Annotated in this window: 15 protein-coding genes; 8 read left to right on the top strand and 7 right to left on the bottom strand. The window is 64.8% G+C overall.

Going from position 1 to position 17,991, the window contains the following annotated elements:
* Window positions 1–244: 244 nt before the first annotated feature.
* Complete coding sequence (locus BN973_RS16550) at window positions 245–2,260, bottom strand: EAL domain-containing protein (protein ID WP_330981736.1); 2,016 nt, start codon at window positions 2,258–2,260, stop codon at window positions 245–247.
* Window positions 2,261–2,646: 386 nt separating this feature from the next.
* Here BN973_RS16550 and BN973_RS16545 point away from each other — a divergent pair, with 386 nt between their 5' ends.
* A complete protein-coding gene (locus BN973_RS16545; protein ID WP_036469448.1) occupies window positions 2,647–4,269 on the top strand; it encodes an AMP-binding protein in 1,623 nt (540 codons plus the stop codon).
* Between the two features lie 305 nt (window positions 4,270–4,574).
* On the opposite strand, the gene BN973_RS16540 is transcribed toward BN973_RS16545, so the two are convergent.
* Both BN973_RS16540 and BN973_RS31385 read right to left on the bottom strand, forming a co-directional pair.
* Window positions 4,575–4,922, bottom strand: a complete 348-nt coding sequence (locus BN973_RS16540) for a DUF732 domain-containing protein (protein WP_139830229.1) — start codon at window positions 4,920–4,922, stop codon at window positions 4,575–4,577.
* A gap of 251 nt (window positions 4,923–5,173) precedes the next feature.
* Entirely contained in the window at window positions 5,174–5,347 is a 174-nt protein-coding gene (locus tag BN973_RS31385; RefSeq protein ID WP_198049004.1) for a hypothetical protein, read from the bottom strand.
* On the opposite strand from BN973_RS31385, the gene BN973_RS16535 reads away from it, so the two are divergent.
* The 5 genes from BN973_RS16535 (at window position 5,273) to BN973_RS30570 (ending at window position 10,609) form a co-directional block, all read left to right on the top strand.
* Window positions 5,273–6,691, top strand: a complete 1,419-nt coding sequence (locus BN973_RS16535; RefSeq protein WP_036469446.1) for an amidase — start codon at window positions 5,273–5,275, stop codon at window positions 6,689–6,691. The two genes, BN973_RS31385 and BN973_RS16535, sit on opposite strands and share 75 nt — an antisense overlap.
* Entirely contained in the window at window positions 6,667–8,169 is a 1,503-nt protein-coding gene (locus tag BN973_RS16530) for a wax ester/triacylglycerol synthase family O-acyltransferase (protein WP_051641303.1), read from the top strand. Before BN973_RS16535 ends, BN973_RS16530 begins: the two co-directional genes overlap by 25 nt.
* A 62-nt stretch (window positions 8,170–8,231) precedes the next feature.
* Entirely contained in the window at window positions 8,232–8,798 is a 567-nt protein-coding gene (locus BN973_RS16525) for an FKBP-type peptidyl-prolyl cis-trans isomerase (protein ID WP_036469444.1), read from the top strand.
* Window positions 8,799–9,024: 226 nt separating this feature from the next.
* The gene (locus BN973_RS16520; RefSeq protein ID WP_036469442.1) at window positions 9,025–10,074 is read left to right on the top strand and encodes an MBL fold metallo-hydrolase; all 1,050 of its coding nucleotides are present in this window, start codon (window positions 9,025–9,027) and stop codon (window positions 10,072–10,074) included.
* 67 nt (window positions 10,075–10,141) lie between these two features.
* Complete coding sequence (locus BN973_RS30570; RefSeq protein ID WP_084163426.1) at window positions 10,142–10,609, top strand: carboxymuconolactone decarboxylase family protein; 468 nt, start codon at window positions 10,142–10,144, stop codon at window positions 10,607–10,609.
* A 4-nt stretch (window positions 10,610–10,613) separates the two neighbouring features.
* On the opposite strand, the gene BN973_RS16510 is transcribed toward BN973_RS30570, so the two are convergent.
* The gene (locus BN973_RS16510) at window positions 10,614–11,852 is read right to left on the bottom strand and encodes a type III PLP-dependent enzyme (protein ID WP_084163425.1); all 1,239 of its coding nucleotides are present in this window, start codon (window positions 11,850–11,852) and stop codon (window positions 10,614–10,616) included.
* A 295-nt stretch (window positions 11,853–12,147) separates the two neighbouring features.
* Between BN973_RS16510 and BN973_RS16505 the strand changes: the two genes are divergently transcribed.
* A complete protein-coding gene (locus tag BN973_RS16505; RefSeq protein ID WP_036469440.1) occupies window positions 12,148–13,098 on the top strand; it encodes a GGDEF domain-containing protein in 951 nt (316 codons plus the stop codon).
* On the opposite strand, the gene BN973_RS16500 is transcribed toward BN973_RS16505, so the two are convergent.
* On the bottom strand, window positions 13,095–13,715 hold the full coding sequence (locus BN973_RS16500; protein WP_232232097.1) for a limonene-1,2-epoxide hydrolase family protein: 621 nt from the start codon (window positions 13,713–13,715) through the stop codon (window positions 13,095–13,097). The genes BN973_RS16505 and BN973_RS16500 overlap by 4 nt on opposite strands.
* 11 nt (window positions 13,716–13,726) lie before the next feature.
* Between BN973_RS16500 and BN973_RS16495 the strand changes: the two genes are divergently transcribed.
* Complete coding sequence (locus tag BN973_RS16495; protein WP_036469437.1) at window positions 13,727–15,364, top strand: L-lactate permease; 1,638 nt, start codon at window positions 13,727–13,729, stop codon at window positions 15,362–15,364.
* Window positions 15,365–15,382: 18 nt separating this feature from the next.
* Here the strand turns inward: BN973_RS16495 and zwf are convergent, their stop codons facing one another.
* Entirely contained in the window at window positions 15,383–16,882 is a 1,500-nt protein-coding gene (gene zwf, locus BN973_RS16490) for a glucose-6-phosphate dehydrogenase (protein ID WP_036472561.1), read from the bottom strand.
* Window positions 16,883–16,982: 100 nt separating this feature from the next.
* Window positions 16,983–17,825, bottom strand: a complete 843-nt coding sequence (locus BN973_RS16485) for an LLM class F420-dependent oxidoreductase (protein ID WP_232232096.1) — start codon at window positions 17,823–17,825, stop codon at window positions 16,983–16,985.
* Window positions 17,826–17,991 lie beyond the last annotated feature (166 nt).

Below are 17,991 nucleotides of genomic sequence, written 5' to 3'. Positions count from 1 at the left end.
TAGTCCACCGCCGGTGCGGCAGACCAGCAACGGTTGCGCCGTGGCGCTCTGCCCGAATCCGCAGCATATTGCCCACCGCAAATAGCCGGCGCCGACCCGGACGACCTAGCCGGAAATGCGGCCGGAAAGCCGCCTTCGTTAGAATCCGTCATGTCTTCAATTATGTTGAAGCGCAACACAATACATTGCCGCGGTCGATGCGTCTCCGGATATTTCCGCTAAAGATGCTGTTCGGCAGCAGGACTCACGACGAGCGGGAGCCGGGTTGACCGGCCGCAAGGCGAAAGACGCCGGTTTGTAGGCGCCGCTGCTCGTACATGGCCTGATCGGCGCGCTCCAGGACGGCATCTATGGATCGGCCATCTTCGGGCCGGTGTGCTGCGGAGCCGATCGTCAAAGCGATACAGATCTCGGTGCCGTCGGCGAGGTTGATCGGTGTCCTTTGCACCTGGTTTGCTATTCGCTTGGTGAGGTGCGTGAGCCCGCGATCGTCAACGGCGTCGGTGATGACCAGGAATTCGTCGCCACCCCAGCGGGCGACGAGACCATCGTCTCCGACGGCCGCGGTTAGGCGGTCAGCGACCTCGATCAACAGTTCGTCGCCGGCTCGGTGGCCGTATCGGTCGTTGATGGACTTGAATTGCTCGATGTCGCAGAACAGGATGCCGTAGCGTTTGTCGGCCGCGTCGAGTTGTTCGAGCTGGCTCCACGCAGCGGAGCGGTTGGCAATCTTGGTCAGGGTGTCGGTGGTGGCTTGGCGCGCCAATTCGGCCTCTCGCATGCGGTCGGCGGTGACGTCCAGGATTTGTGAGACGAAGCAACGAGGCTGGTTCCGGTGGCCCTGCACGAGGACCGCGGTGAGGTCGCACCATACGATCCGTCCATCGGCGGCGATGAAACGCTTGTCCATGCGGTAGCTGCGGCGACGCCCGGCGAGGCACTCACCAAGCAGAGCCAAGTCGGCATCCAGATCGTCGGGATGGGTGATCTCCTGGAAGGTGAGGCCTGCCAAGGCCTTTCTGCCGTAGCCGAGTATCGTCCGCAGCGCCCGGTTGGTGCGCTGGAACGAGCCGTCCAGGCCGACGACGGCCATACCGATGGGCGAATGCGTCAGGGCCAGCTCGAACCGTCGTTCTCCGAGCAGGTCGAAAACATCGAACGACTGATCGACTGGTTCCGCGACGGCACCGCAGGGCGCAAAACCGTGGGTGTGGGATTGGGGCCTGCTGAGGTAGTAACCCTGCGCCCAGGGGATGCCGGCAGCGCTTATGGCGTCCAGTTCGCCCTGGCTCTCCACCCCTTCGGCGATGACGGTCGCGCCGATCTGCGCGGCGAATTCGGCAATGGACTGGGCCAGTCGCCGCCGGGCATCGTCGGCGTCGATATTGCGCGTGATGGACTGATCGATCTTGATGAATTCTGGTGCTAACTCCAGCACGTGAGAGAACGAGGAGAAGCCGGCGCCGACGTCATCGACCGCCACCCGCATACCCCGTGCCCGGCATGCTTCGAGCACATCGTCGAGAGCATCGTAGTTCTCCACGGCATCATGCTCGGTGATCTCCACGACGAGCCGCGACGGGTCGACGTCGGCGAGCAACTCGGACCAGGGAGTCAGCAGCACCGCCGATGGCGAGATGTTCACGGCGCCGAACACATCGTCGGGCAGCTGAGGCAGCAGCGACAGAGCGCGCGCGATGACCGCGGTCTCCAACTCGATGTCCAAGCCCAACTGGGCCGCCTGGCCGAAAACAAGATCGGGTCGAAACGGTTCGCACGGGAAGCGCGCGAGCGCTTCGACGCCGACCACCCTGCCAGTCCAGACATCGTGCATCGCTTGGAAGATGACCTCGAAATCGCGTTCGGCCACCACTCGGCGGATGCCTTCGCGCTGCTCGGCGCGGATTGTCGTCGAGTCCGCCGGCAATTCCATCAAGGCGCCGATGAGGTCGGCCATTTTGTTGACGATTCGAAGGTCGGCATCGGCAAGATGCGGCTTTGCCTCCTGGCTCACCGCACCCACCATCCCGACCGTGGAGCCATCCGGGCCGAGCAAGGGAACGCCCACAAAAGCGCCCAGCCGCAATTTCTGTGTTCGGGGCAGGACGGAGGCAGTTCTATCAGCCGACGTGTCCGGAATGACGGCGGGCAGCCGCCCATCGATGACGCGGACGCTATACGACCCGGACAGCGATGATCGGTCGCCGGGTGCGACGCCCAAGGCGTCGGTGTCGCCGTCGATCACCTCGAACACCTGCATGCCTTGGTAAAACGACGCTATCCACGCCGTGTCAAGACCTAGGCGACGCCGCAACAGGCCCAAGAGGGTTCGAACCAACTCCACGGAATTCGCTGGTTGGGCACTCGTTGGGTGCGGCCCCTGCCCCTCGGCCCCCATGGCGATATGGTAAACCGGCCTGCGGGACCTGGGGCTTGGAATCGGGTGGATTTGCGGGCACGCGACCGCAGAGTTCGAATCCGCGTTCTCACAATGCTCAAACGCTAGTTGAAACGAGCGACCCTGCTTCTTGGGAAGGGCGCTGAGATCTGGTTGTTGGCAACCGGTTTAAGCGCTTCTGCAATAAGTCGCACACAGGAGGTGTTCTGGTCAGAAGCAACACACTGCGGCGATCGTAGGAGCAGTCGATGACCAACGTGGCAGGACGGTCAGAGCGCGCGTTCGTTCCACTACATTCCGCCGACCTGATCGAGGATGTCACGGTCGGCGACGTCTTGCGGCGAACAGCGCAAGAAGTCCCCGACGCGATGGCGCTCGTTGAGGGTCTGCCACCAGGTCAGGATCGGCGTGAATGGACCTACAACCAGCTGTTGACGGAGTCCGAGCGCGCTGCGCGCGCAATGCTCGAGCACGTCGATCCGGGTGAGGCCGTTGCCCTTTGGGCCAACAACGTGCCCGAGTGGATTCTTGTGCAGATGGGCGCGGCCCTTGCGGGAGTTACGTTGGTGACGGTCAACCCGGCGCTTCAACGCGACGAGGTCGACTACGTACTTCGCAACTCGGGCGCCGCAGCGGTCTTCTACGTCGATGACTATCGAGATACCAGCCTGGCTGGATGCCTCGAGGAACTCGCACCGCGATTGCCGGCCCTACGTACCAGTATTCGACTGGCCGAGTGGGAACAGTTCTGCGCCAAGGGAATCGACAGCACACCACTTCCCGCGGTAGGGCCCGACGACGTCGCACAGATTCAATACACCTCCGGAACCACGGGTCTGCCGAAGGGCGCCCGGCTGCGGCACCGTGGCATTGTCAACAATTCCCGGCTGGCCTGCGTCGATCGGCTGTTGGTGCACGACGCTGCTCTGGTTTCCGCGATGCCGCTGTTCCACACCGCGGGATCGGTGCTGCTGACATTGGGCGCGATCCAGACGCGCTGCACGCAGGTCTTGATGCCGTACTTCGATCCGGAAGTGCAGCTCGCGTTGATCGAATCGGAGCGCTCCGCCGTCTTCGGCGGCGTCCCCACCATGCTGCGCGCACTTCTAGATCATCCCCGCTTCCCGCGCACCGATCTCTCCTCGGTCGTCGTAGCGCTCTCGGGCGGATCCCAGGTCGAGCCCCAGTTGGTGCGAGAAGTCGAAGACCGCGTCGGCGCGTGCATGGTGATCATGTACGGCCAAACGGAATGCTCGCCCGGTATCACAATGACCCATCCCGACGATCCCCCCGAGGTCCGGATCTCGACGGCTGGCCGCACCCTACCCGGCGTTGAGATGAAAATCGTTGACCCAACAGATAACTCACGCACAGTCCCGGTCGATGACGTGGGCGAAATATGCACCCGCGGCTATCACGTCATGATCGGATACCACGACGATCCGGCGCGGACCGCCGACACCATCGATGCCGACCAGTGGCTACACACCGGGGACCTGGGTCTGCTGGACTCAGACGGCAACCTGCGGATCGTCGGTCGACTGAAGGACATGGTCATCCGTGGCGGTGAAAACATCTACCCCACCGAGATCGAGGCGGCGCTGCTCGATCACGAAGCCGTCGCCACCGTCGCGGTGACCGGCGTACCCGACACCTACTGGGGTGAGGAAGTGGCGGCCTTTGTCCAACTTCGCCCCGGTGCGCACGCCACCTCCGAGTTGCTCCGTGAATATGCTGCGCAACGGCTGGCCAAGCACAAGGTCCCCCGCCACTGGTACTTCCTCGACGAGTTTCCGTTGAACGCCACCGGGAAAATCGTGAAAGCCGAACTGCGCAATATGGCTCTTCGAGACCTCGCCATCCGGACCTGACACTTCCGCGCGCAGAACAGCCATGCGCCACAACCTGATTCAGGCGACCGCTTCATCGCTGCTGCATGCCGGCTCATAGAGCAGGCGCGCGTCGGACGCCAAGGTCGACTCGGAATGCAGCCCCGCTAGCAACGGACGGCAAAAGGAGCACACATCGCGGCCGATTGTGGGATATCCGCACGCGGGGCAGCAGTCGATCGCCACGGTGTCAACCTCCTCAACGCCTCATACCTGGTGCAGGATTCGTTACCCATGGCCGCGGCGATTCAAACTTGGCACGCTCGCGGCTGCTGGTCGGCCGCGCGTCACGTGCAAAGCGAAGGGGCGTCGCACACATTGCCGGGGCAATAGGTCGAGTGTGCGGCATTGACCATGGTCCCGACGTCCGGCAACGTCACGCTCCTCTTGTCCAGGTGGGCGTGGACCTCATCGGCGATCTGTTGTGGCGTCCAACCCCAGGTGAGGTCGTAACAGATCAGGTGCGCCTCCCCGATGAGTGCCTCCTCGGTCTGGGGCGGCCACGTCAGGCCCACGGCGCGCAATTGATTGAGGTATGCCTCGTCTTGGGGAGTAATGGCATTCGCAGTCGCGGCGCTACCGACCAGCGCGGCGCCAGCCATCATGGGGATCGCGAGCCAGCGAAGTGAGGGCATTTGGTTCCCTTCCGTTCTTTTTGGCGTTAGCAAGTGCGCCGGCAACGGCACAGCAGCACAAATAAAGACAATAGCGAACGGCTGGCAGTGCGGTTCGTCGAATGAGAATGCGACCGATCAGGCGGCGCGCCGGTAGCGACATGCGGATGAGCGCGGGCTGTGCTGCCGGGTTCACCCGCTGCGATCGACAACATCGGTGACCAGTCGGCAAATCGCTCGTCCAGCCGTAATTCCTTGCGCTGAGGCCTATCTCACATTCCCGATTCGCAGCGCGGGCGCACCATCGCCGCCGCGGCGACCGTTTTCGAATTGCAGATGGTCCGCATTTCTACAGCGATCGGAAGCGTCAGTTGAATGCCGTGCATGCCTTTCGTGACGATGCCCTGGGCGAGCTCGACGCCCTCGGTATCGTCGCCGCATTGCAAGCCAGTCGAGTGTCGGTACCCGAGGTGGTCGAGGCCGCCATCGCGCGAACCGAGGCGGTGAATCCCGTTCTCAACGGGCTGGCCTTTGCGGCCTTCGACCGTGCGCGGGCCAGAGCCAAGGCAGCCGACGGCGAAGGTTTCTTCGGCGGGGTGCCCAGTTTCCTCAAGGACTGTGAAGCCGTGGCAGGGATGCCGACCACGGCGGGCAGCGACGCGTGGGAACCCCGACCGGCTCGGGCGCACGGTGAATTCGCCGGCGCGTACCTGGCCCTGGGAATGGTGCCGCTCGGCCTGACACGCATGTCGGAATTCGGGTTCAACGCGGCAACCGAGCATCCAAGGTTGGGTGCGGTTCGCAACCCGTGGAACCCGGATCACACCGCCGGCGGATCATCCTCCGGTTCCGCGGCGTTCGTCGCGGCCGGTGTAGTGCCGATCGCACAAGGCAACGATGCCGGTGGATCGATTCGAATTCCCGCTTCGTGCAATGGATTAGTCGGTCTGAAGCCGTCGCGGGGTCGGCTTCCGATGGACAGGCGGATGCGCCGGTTGCCGATCGCCCTCATCGAAAACGGGGTGCTGACCCGCTCGGTGCGCGACACCGCGGCGTTTTACCGCGAGGCCGAGCGGCTGCACCGCAATCCAAATCTGCCGGGCATCGGCGACGTCAGCGCGCCGGGACGCGCCCGCCTGCGGATTGCCGTATGCACGCAACCGGGCGTGGGCACGTGTAGCGGTGCGGTCGCGGAGTTGGCGTTGAAGACCGCGTCGCTGCTCGAGGAGCTCGGGCATCGCGTCGAACAGGTGGATCACCCGTTGGTGTCGGCGTCCTTCGCCGACGACTACCTGACGTTCTGTTCGTTTTGCGCGCATTTCCTGATGGCACAGGTGCGGGTGAGCCGCCACATCGGTGGCCCCGCCGTCGACCGCGGCAAGCTGGACAACTTCACCCTCGGTCTGGCTCGACGGGGTCGCCGCAATCTGCACCGAATGCCGCGGGTGATCGATCGGTTGAAACGTATGCGACGAAGCAGTGCCAGATTCTTCAACGACTACGACGCGGTGCTGACCCCGACACTCAGCCGGGAAACGCCACGAATCGGGTACTTTGACCCCAGCGCCGACTCTCAACAGGTCATCGATCGGCTCACCGACTGGGTCGCCTTCCTGCCGCAGTACAACATCACCGGGGAGCCGTCGATCTCGCTCCCCTTGGCCAAATCGGTGGACGGCATGCCGGTGGGAATGATGCTGGCGGCCGACGTTGGGCAGGACGCCCGGTTGCTGGAGCTGGCCTACGAACTCGAAGAGGCGCAACCGTGGCGACGACTCCAGGCGGCCTAGCACCGCGAGACGCGGGGCAGCCGCGCACGGAATTGTCGGCGGTCGATCACCTGATGTTACGAGGTGAGGCAAATCCGCGCTTCCGCTCGGGGTTCATTTCGGTGGAAATCCTTGACACCAAGCCGGATTGGGATCGTTTTCGGGCTCGCGCCGAGGATGTCTCCCGACGGGTGTTGCGGCTGCGCCAGAAGGTCGTCGTGCCGTTGCTGCCCACGGCCGCACCGCGCTGGGTGACCGATCCCGACTTCAACATCGACTTCCATGTTCGGCGAGTGCGCGCCCCGGAACCTGGCACCTTGCGCGAGGTGTTCGATATGGCCGAGGTGATGCTGCAGTCGCCGCTGGACCTTGCTCGTCCGTTGTGGACCGCGACCCTCGTCGAGGGTCTGACCGACGGCAAGGCCGCGGCACTGCTACACCTCAGCCATGCCGTCTCCGACGGAGTGGGCAGCGTGAACATGTTCATGCCGGTCTACGACCAGGAACGCAACCCGCCCGCGGAAGCGACTCCCCCGCAACCGATCCCACAAGACCTATCCGCCAACGAATTGATGCGAGAGGGCGTCGGTCGGCTGCCCGGCGCCCTCGTCTGCGGGGTCCGGGCAGTGCTGTCCACGGTCGGCCGCGCGGCCCGTGACCCAGCGGCAACGGTGGCGGACGCCCTCGGCTACGCGCGCTCGGGTGCGCGAATCCTCAAGCCGGCCGCCGAGCCGTCGCCGTTGCTGCGCAGCCGCGGGGTTTCGACTCGGACCGAAGCGGTCGACCTGGACCTGGGCGTGCTGGACGACGCGGCCAAAGCGTGCCGCGCATCGATCAATGACGTCTACCTCGCCGGCCTGTGCGCCGTGTTGGGGCGCTACCACTCGGCGCTTGGCGTTCCGATCGGCACGCTGCCGATGGTGGTGCCGGTGAACCTGCGCACCGAAGCCGACCCCGCCGGCGGCAACAACTTCGCCACCGTCAGTCTGGCGGCTCCGGTCGGCACGGCCGACCCGCTGCGGCGTGTCGAAAAGATCCGCACGCAGATGACCCGGCGCCGGGAGGAACGCGCCAAGGGACTGATCGGCGCGGTCGCGCCCGCGCTGAGCGTGCTGCCCACAGCGGTGTTGCTGCAGCTGATGCTCCGGTCGGCCGCCGCCACCGACGTACTGGCCACGAACATTCCTCTGTACCCGCAGGACACCTACCTATGCGGCGCAAAAGTGCTGCGGCAGTATGGGCTTGGCCCGTTGAACGGTACGGCGGTGGAATTCGCGCTGGTGTCCAGGGGCGGGACCTGCACTGTCACCGCACGCTATGCCCGGGGCGCAGTTCAGCGGGAAAGGCTGTTCGCCCAATGCCTGCTGCAGGGGTTCGACGAAGTGCTCGCCCTGGCCGGTGACCCCGCGCCGCATGCCGTGCCCGCATCCTTCCGCGTGCCGGACAGGTTGCTGATGGCTCGCGACCGCGGCCGACGTATCCCGGCCGGCCGGTCGTAGCCAACCGGGCAAATCAGCGGCGAGCGTGGGTCCGCGACGCCGGAAAACCACGTGGTTGTAGCGTGACGCCGGTGAAGTCTCTCCGGGTGTACTCTTCGATCGCGCTCGCGGCCAGTGCCGCGGCAACCGTGCTGATGCTCGCTGGAACGACCACGGCAACCGCGGCCGGCTCCTGCCCGACCGCGGCACCACCGGCCGGTGGAACACCTGACTGGACCCTGGCCGGGAGCACCGGCAGTGTCGCCGTCACCGGATCCACGGATACGACCGCACCGCGTGTGAGCGTGACGGCACCGTTCAGCGTGACCCAGACGCAGGTGCACACGCTGCACGCCGGAGATGGGCCCGTGGTCTCGAGCACTGCCACGGTTTCCGTCTGCTACATGGGTGTCAACGGACGTGACGGGTCCGTGTTCGACAGCAGCTACGAGCGGGGCGCACCGGTCGACTTCCCACTGACCGGCGTCGTGCCCGGCTTCCAGAAGGCCATCGCGGGACAAAAGGTCGGGTCTACGGTTGCCGTCGCGATGGTTCCCGCGGACGGCTACCCTCAAGGCCAGCCCAGCGCCGGAATCCGGCCGGGCGACTCGCTCGTTTTCGCGATCAAAATCCTCAGCGCCGCCGGCTGATCCGAGACGGCGGCCACAGTCGGCCCTTCGCCAGAAGTGGCGGCGGTCATCGATCACGAGACTGAACCGGTTCCGGCCTCGACCGCGACGAGCAACCGGCGCGATCATTTCTGTTGCAATGCAACTCGTTTCGAACCGCTCGTGCTCAAGCCAGAAAACGCGCGTCTTGAGACACCGCCCGATTAACCATGGCGCCACGGCTCACCTCATGCCTAGGCTGACGATTATGTGTGGCGGTGGTGGCAACGATGTCGGCGCGGTGGCACCCCGCGTTCTCCAGGGCGCGGCGGTCGACCCGATCGCGCTCGAACCGGTCGACGAGTTGGTGATCACGACTCTGGTCGACAACAGCTACGACGGCTTGTTGACCGACATGGGCCCGGCGCAGCGAATGCCGATGACGCGCACGCCGGCGGTCCAGGCGGCCCAGTTCGGCGGCGGCACCACCGTCGCCGGAATGATTGCCGAACACGGGTTCTCGGCGCTGGTCACGGTGCGCCGCGGCGGTCGATCCCACACGCTGTTGTTCGATACCGGGGTCTCACCGGACGGGATGGCGACCAACATGGAGCGGCTGGGCGTCGATGTCGACGACATCGAGGCTGTCGTTCTCAGCCACGGCCACTTCGACCACGCCGGCGGATTCGCCGGGCTGTCCCGGCTGCGGGGCCGCACCGGTCTGCCGTTGACAGTGCACCCCCTGGTCTGGAGTCAGCGCCGCATCGCCGTGCCGGGACGGCCGGAGTGGGAACTCCCCACGCTTAGCCGGACTTCGCTGCAAAACGAGGGCTTCGAGGTGATCGAGCGGCGCCAGCCTTCAATTCTGCTTGACGGGAGTGTATTGATCACCGGCGAGATCGACCGCACAACCGATTTCGAGACCGGAATGCAGTTCCACGAGGCGTATCGCGACGGTCGATGGGAGCCCGATCCTCAGATACTCGACGATCAGGCGCTCGTGGTTCACGTGCGTGGGCTCGGGCTTGTGGTATTGACGGGATGCGGCCACGGCGGGGCGATCAACATTGCGCGGCACGCGATGCGGCTCACCGGTGTCGATCGGCTCCACGGCCTGCTCGGCGGCTTCCACCTGACCGGTCCCGGCTTCGAGCCGATCATCGAACCCACCGTCGATGCGCTCGTCGAGCTATCTCCCGGCCTGGTCGTCCCGGCACACTGCACGGGATGGCGGGCCCAGGTCCGGTTCGCCACATCGCTGCCGGACGCTTTCGTACCCAACGCAGTCGGTACCTCGTTCGTGCTCACCGCCGCCTAGCAGTTATCACTAAGTGCTGCAACCTCTTTCGGTTGCCGTCCCGATAGCGCGGGCGTAGCGTGCCCCCATGACGAATAGATTCAAGGCGTGCATTGCTGTCTCGAGCGCGGCATTGATCATCGGCGGGAGCCTGTCCGGCGCGGCCCGCAGTGGCGCTGACGGGTGCGGCGATGTCGGCCCGGGCGGCGTGCCACCGAGCGGCTGCACCGATCCCACGCCAACTCCATCAGCGCCGCGGAATGATCCCCCGTGGTTTGCGGCGGTGCAACAGCGCGACCCGCAATTCGCCGGTTCGTATCAGGGGATGCGCGAGCGGATCCTGAAGGACGGAGCCATACCCGCCAAGTACAAGCTGCTGATGGGCATGATCACCGACACGATCGCAGCGCATCCCGACGGGGTCAGGGGGCTCGCCGACAATGCGCGTGCCGCGGGCGCTTCGGAAGCCGAAATCACCGAGGCCGTCGAGGTCGCATACCTCTACGGCGGTACTGCCGCGCTCGTGATGGGCGTCAACGCCTTCCCCGGCGGCTAGCGGTTCAGGGCAGTGCGGCCGCCGTCACCGCTCTTGCCCCGCCCCGGTTTTGCGGGTCGGTCCTGCCGGTGTTCGATGCGCGCTGAGCCAGCACGACGGGCGTGGCCGCGATGCCGTTGAATCTCGACGCCGAGACCATCGAGTAGGCGCCCATCAGCGGACTGACCACCACATCGCCCACGGCCAACTGGGGCATTGGATAGTCGCGGGCGATCACGTCGATGCCGTCGCACGTGGGTCCGCCCAGCGTCACGGGTTGGTGCGGCAACCATGTTTCGTCGAGTTCGCGTAGGGCAAGTATCGGCGGTTCCACATCGACCACCACGTTTGAGTAGCTTCCGTAGACACCATCGTCGAGGTAGTGCCACAGCTGACCCTCGCGGGTCGACGTGCCGACGACAGTGCTGAGCAGAGTCATGCACTCGGCCACCAGGAACCGGCCCGGTTCGGCGAGCAGGGTGAACTCCGCGCGTCGCGATCCGAACGCCTCATCGATGGCCGAGGAGATGGCGCTGATCGGCGGTATGGGTTCGCGGTAGGTGACCGGAAATCCGCCGCCGATGTCGATGGTGCGGGTGGCAACGCCCAAAGTTCGGCGCACCTGGTCGACGAGGCCGAGCGTTGCCCGCGCCGCCGTCCGGTACGGCTCGGCCGACGTCGCTTGGCTACCGACGTGGAAGCTGAAGCCGCCAAACCTGACCCCGGCGCCGATGACCTGCTTGACCACCGCCTCGGCTTGGGCCGGAATGACACCGAATTTGCTCGAAAGATCGCATTTGGCAGATGTATTGGGGAACGACAGCCGCACCAGAACCTCGATGTCGGCCGGCCTGCCGATGAACTTCTGCGCCTCCAGTGGGTTATCGACGACAAAGGTGCGGATACCTGCTCGATACGCGTAGTCGATGTCGGCAGGCTTCTTGATCGGATGGGTGTGAATGCAGCGGTTCATCGGCAGTCCCAAGCCGCGAAGCACGTCGACCTCGCCGCTGCTTGCGACCTCGAAGCCACCGCCACAGTCGGCCAGGGCGGTCACGACCGCCGGGTGCGGCAGTGCCTTAACTGCGTAGTGCAAACCGAATCCGGGCAAGTGATCGCTCAGCAGTCGATACTGCGTGACCACTCGCTCGAGGTCGAGCACCAGCAGCGGTGTGCCGTGTTCGGCCAGCAGGCGTTCCCATTGGTGTGCCGCCGCCTGCCGGCGCAGCGAATCGCGCAGCCGCGACCGTATGTCTGCATGCATCCGTGAGCTCCTCGTCGTTTGCCTGGCGTGGGGCGGATACGTCTTGCCCGTTCGTAGCTGGTGACCGCACGCAAGAAATGCGACACTAGAGTTCATCATGTCGAAAACCTGTCCAACGGAACGGGATTCGAGCAATCAGAACCGTACTGCCGTCGCGCAAACCTTATTTGCCCATGTGCTCGTCCACAGCACATCGAGCCGGTGTTTGTCAGGTATTCGCTGACGACGTCCCGCTGTTATACAGCCGTTCATTACCGGCAACGGATGGTGTCCTACGTGCGCTTATTCTGAGCACGTGCCATGGCGTGACGAGCCCCGACCGACAACGAGGGTTTGGCATGCGATCGGCCTGGCGGCGTATCTGTCGATGCTCGCTCTTTATGCCGCGGCAGGGTACTTCTACGGAGCCGGATTCAGCTCTGCGTTCCTATCGGTGCTCGGCGCCTCCGCGGTCGTCGCGGCGGTCGTCGCGTTGGTCGGCCGATGGCGAGGTTGGCAAGAGCGGCGCGCCCTGCTGTTCGGGTGGCCGGCGGCGGCGCTGCTCGCGACGGTTCTGGTGGGAGTTGTTGCGCCGGCCGCGACCCAGAACTATCCGGGCATCGTCACGGTCACGTTCGCCTACATCGGCCTCACGTGCCGGCGCTGGCGCTCGCTCGCCTTTGTCCCACTCGGCGTCGCCGCGTTCGTCGTCGGTGGCAGCAAGGTTCTGCCGGGTTCGTTGACGACCGTCGTGTTGGCGGCGGCCATGTGGGTCGTCGTCGCGGAGGTCCCGGCGTGGCTCATCGCGCAACTCGAGGAGCAAAGCGCACTGCTCCGCAAGATCGCGCACACCGACGCGCTCACCCAATTGTTCGACCGGAGCACGCTGGGACCGCAGCTGTCTGCGCACGCCAACGGGTCGGCCGTGGTGCTCATCGATCTCGATAACTTCAAGCGCTACAACGACGGTCACGGACATGAGGCCGGCGACGACGTCCTGGTCGCCTTCGCCGACGCGATCCGTTGGTCGGTGCGCAACAAGGACGTCGCTTTCCGGATCGGCGGTGACGAGTTCCTCCTGCTGCTCGTCGGGGCCGATCGCCCCGACGCCGAGCAGGTTCTCGATCGGCTGCGCAACCGCTGGGCCGAGATCGGCGAGCCCGTCGGCTTCAGCGCCGGGATCGCTTCCGGGGAGCAGGATCTGATGCGCCTCGCGGACGAGCACATGTACGCCAACAAGCGCTCCAGGAATTTGCCGGCCGATTAGGCGAGCACGTCGAACATGTGGGCCGCCTCGATGCCGATCTGCTTTGCAACGTGGCTGGTGTCCCAATACTCGCGCCAATGGGTGATCGCGCCGTCCCGGACTTCGAAGACCGCGATGACGTGGAACGTGACCGGTTGGCCGCCCAACGCATTCACGTCGATCCGCTCGACGACGACGGTGTCACCGGTCGACACAATGGTGCGGATTTCGCTGCCGTCGATCATTCCCGTCGAGAGGCTGTTGTGCTTCTCCAGCTCCGCGCGTGCGGCATCGCGTCCGGCGATCACGGGCGAGAGCGGGACATGGAGCTGCCAGACGAAGTCCTCGGCCACCAAGGCGATCGCCGCGTCGATGTCGATGGTCTGCCCGTAGAAGGCATGGATGAAGTCGAGCACGAGCTGCTCGGTGTCGTTCTTGGCGGCAACACCTGGTGGCATGTTCTCTTCCCTTTGCTGTTCACCGGTCGCGTCGAAGGCAGCCAACCGGCTGCCGGTGTGGAAGCTGGTGGTGACTCTACGCCTAAATAAACTGATTGATTTAATAAACCTCCAAATCTTCCGCGGACATTCGTCGTTGTCATGTGATTGATCCGAGGCATGGCGGCGTATGTGATCCATATGGTGCCTATATGTATCGTCAGATCCTTGATCCTCTCGCTCACTCTCTGGGTTTGAGTTCACTCGTGGCGGCCGTGCCGCTGGCGATTCTCTTCTTGATGCTGGGCGTTTTGCGGTTGCGCGCGTGGAAGGCGTCACTGCTATCGCTGGCGGTGGCGATCGCGATCGCTGTTGCCGTGTACCGCATGCCAATTGGCCAGACGCTGTTGGCCGGCGGCGAGGGTGCCGTGTTCGGTTTCTTCCCGATCCTCTGGATCGTGATCAACGCGATCTGGGTCTACCAGATGACGGTCGAGACAGGGCATTTCGATGTGCTGCGGCGCAGCTTCGCAAGCGTGAGCGACGATCACCGCATCCAGGCGATCATCATCGCGTTCTCCTTCGGCGCGCTGCTCGAAGCGTTGGCCGGATTCGGCGCACCGGTCGCTGTCACCTCGGTCATGTTGCTCGCCCTGGGCTTCAAGCCGCTCAAGGCCGCGGTGCTCGCACTGGTCGCCAACACCGCGCCGGTCGCCTACGGCGCGATGGCCACACCCATCATCGTGCTCGGCAAGGTATCCGGATTGTCCAGCGACGCGCTCGGCGCGATGGTCGGGCGTCAAACCCCCGTCATGGCCCTGTTCGTCCCGCTGGCCCTGGTGGCCATCGTCGACGGTCGACGCGGAATTCGGGAGACCTGGCCCGCGGCACTGACCGCCGGCGCGGTTTTCGGAGTCGGGCAATTCGCCACGTCGAACTACGTGTCGGTGGCGCTGGCCGACGTCGTGGCCGCACTGCTCTCGGCCGGCGCCGTGGTGTTACTGCTACGCGTCCGGCGTCCGCAGACCGCACCCCGTGCTGCTGCCGTCGTGGCGGGCGGCGCCGCCGACACGATGCCCCCCGAATTCGAAGCGAGCCTGGGGCGAGGCGAGTCACGCGCCGAGGTCGTCCGCGCATACGCGCCGTACGCGATCATCATTGCCATCTTCGTGATCTGCCAGATCCCGGCGGTGAAGCGGTATCTGGACAACGCGACCTACACCGTGCACTGGCCGGGACTGCATCTGCTGACGGCCAAGGGCACCCCGTCGACGCTACCGAACTTCACCTTCAATCTGCTGACCACGCCGGGCACCCAGATGCTGGTGGCGGGCGTCGTCGCCATGGTGGTGCTACGCGTGTCGGTGGGCGCTGCGATCAAGGCCTACGGCGCGACGCTATATCAGCTCCGCTGGGCAATCCTCACCGTAATGGCAGTGCTGGCACTGGCTTTCGTGATGAACGCCTCCGGTCAGACCATCACGCTGGGCACCTGGATGGCCGGGGCGGGCGGTGCCTTCGCGCTGCTCTCTCCCATTCTCGGGTGGCTCGGTGTGGCGGTGACCGGGTCCGACACCTCGTCGAACTCCCTATTCGGCGCACTGCAGGTAACCGCCGCGGCCAAGGCAGGGCTCTCGCCGCTGCTGATGGCCGCGGGCAACAGCTCCGGTGGTGTGCTGGGCAAGATGATCTCGCCGCAAAACCTCGCGATCGCAGCCGCAGCGGTCGAACTGCACGGAAAAGAAGGCGACATCTTCCGCCGAGTCGTGTTGTGGAGCTTGGTGTTTCTGGCCTTTATCTGCGTCCTGTCCGGACTGCAAGCGTCGGTGCTGTCCTGGATGGTGTATTGAGGCGTGCCCCGCTGCGGATCAGGTTCTCGCTTCGCGCCAACCGCGCTCGAACGGCAACCGCCACGCATTGGGCGCGATCAACTGATGAATGGCGTTGGGCCCCCAACTTCCCGGCGGGTACACCTTGGCCGCGGGCGGGTCGGTAAGGAGTTCTTGCGAACGCTCCCATAGTGATTCGATGCCCTCGGCGGTGGTGAACAGCGTGTGGTCACCGCGCATCGCATCGAGAATGAGCCGCTCGTAAGCCTCCAACGTCTGGTCCGCGGTGTCGATCTCGCGAGACGAGAACTGCATCGACAACTTGTCGAGCTTCATTCCCGGCCCCGGCCGCTTGCCGTAGAACGACAGCGAAACCTTGGAGTTGTCAGCAAGATCGAAGGTGAGGTGGTCGGGGCCCTGGGTCCCTACCCCCGACCCAGGCGGGAACATGCTGCGCGGCGCCTCTTTGAAAGCGATCGAAATGATGCGGATGCCCTCCGCCATCTTCTTGCCGGTGCGCAGATAGATCGGCACCCCGGCCCAGCGCCAGTTGTCGATGCCGACCTTGAGAGCGATGAACGTCTCGGTGTCGGAATCGCTTGCCACACCGGGCTCCCCGCGGTACCCGTTGTACTGGCCGCGCACCACGTCGGCGCATTTCACCGGCAGCATCGAGCGGAACACCTTGTTCTTCTCTTCGCTGATGGCGTACGGCTCCAGGGCGGTCGGCGGTTCCATCACCACGAATGCCATTACCTGGAACAGGTGGGTGACGACCATGTCTTTGTAGGCGCCGGTGCTTTCGTAGAAGTTCGCCCGCTGATCCAGCCCGAGCGTTTCGGGAATGTCGATCTGGATGTGGTCGATGAAGTTGCGGTTCCAGATCGGCTCGAACAGGCCGTTGGCGAACCGGAATGCCAGGATGTTCTGGGCGGCTTCCTTGCCGAGGAAGTGGTCGATGCGGAAAATCTGGGATTCGTCGAACGTCTCGTGCAAGAAGTCGTTGAGGGCCACCGCGCTTTCCAAGTTGGTGCCGAACGGCTTTTCCATGACGACCCGGGAGCGCTCGACTAGGTCCGCGTCGCGCAGCATGGTGATCACGTCGCGCGCCGCTTTCGGCGGGACGGACAGGTAATGCAGGCGCCGCACCTTCGGGCCCAGGTTTGCCTCGGCCTCGGCGACCGCGGCGGCCAGTGCCGCCGGCCCGGCACCCTGCGGGACGTAGCGCACGATCTTCGAGAAATCGGCCCACTGCTCGGGTGTGAGTTTGTGGGTGCCGTACGAATCGATCGCGTTCTTGGCGATATCCCGAAACTCGTCGTCGCTCAATTCCTCCAGCGACGTCGCGACGATCTGGATATCGGGTGCCAGCTCGGACTGATCCAAATAGGCCAGCCCGGAAATCAGCTTGCGCTTGGCCAGATCCCCGGTCGCGCCGAACAGGACGATGACATGGGGGTCGAGCGGGGCGTAGTCGTGGCGGCGCGGACGCGATTCCGGCGCCGGGTAAGAGATCGTCTGGGGGTTCTTCTCGGCCACCCCGGTGATACTTCCACTGTCGCGCCGCATCCGCAGCCGAGGGGCCGCATCGGTTTTCTGTTGAAAATCAGATGTTCATCCGCGGCCGGTAGCGAACCGCTTATTGCCGGCGCCAGGCGAGCATCGTCTCCAGCTCTGAGAAGTCATACCCGTTGTCGTCAGGGTGGATCTCGGTGGTGAACAGCGTGACGCCCTCGTCGAGGAAGGCGTCGGCCGTCTTGGCGTCCGTCCAGGCCATCGCGCGCTCGATGCCGGCCTCGTCGCGCCCGGCCTCGGTCGCGAGCCGCTTGAGGAGCTCGTTTTTGCGGCGGAACTCGTCGATGGGTTCGAAGCTGTGCCAGATATGGGCGTGCCGCGCCGCCGCGGGAATGGTGCGTCGCTCACCGCCTCCCCCGATCAGGATCGGGATCTGCCGCAACGGGCCGGGAGTCAGATGGTTGAGCCGATATTCGATGCGCTGCAGGCCTTCGTCGAACTGGTCCATCCTCGATCTCACGGTCCCGTATTCGTAGCCGTAGGCGATGAAGTCATGCGGATACCAGCCGGCGCCAAGGCCCAGGATCAACCGCCCTCCGCTGATGTGATCGACAGTGCGTGCCATATCCGCGACCAGGTCGGGGTTGCGGTACGGCATTCCGCTGACCAGCAGCCCGATCTCGGCTCGACTGGTGATCTCGCCCCACGACGCCAGGGCGGTCCACGCTTCGAAATTGTTGACCTCGGGCTGCTCATCCTGCAGCTGCGGCACGCCGTCGACGATGTCGACGAACGGCTTGTGAAAGTGGTCGTAGCCGAAAATGGCGTCAGCGCCGAGTTCTTCGGCATGCAGCACCGCCCGGCGCCACGTCGCGTAGTCCGGCGTCCCGCCCGCCCACAGCTGAACGCCGATGCGCACCTCCGCCGAAGCCGCGGCGGCCCTGGACCCGCTCGTCGAGTCGGTCACGCTCCCCAGCCTTTCTAAACCCCCAGCATCGCCGGGCTACCTACGCTCAACCTGAGCCAACATCCGGTTCCTTCCCACCGGCAAGCACCTCATTTTGATAGGTACCGCCGTGGCCAGTGCACATCCGGGTAAAGCGAGCCGCCGGTGCGGCCGTCTGTGCCGGTAT

Source organism: Mycobacterium triplex, assembly GCF_000689255.1.
Taxonomy (GTDB): Bacteria; Actinomycetota; Actinomycetes; order Mycobacteriales; family Mycobacteriaceae; genus Mycobacterium; species Mycobacterium triplex.
Note: the sequence above shows the minus strand (reverse complement) of the source record. Positions and strands in the feature narration are given on the sequence as shown.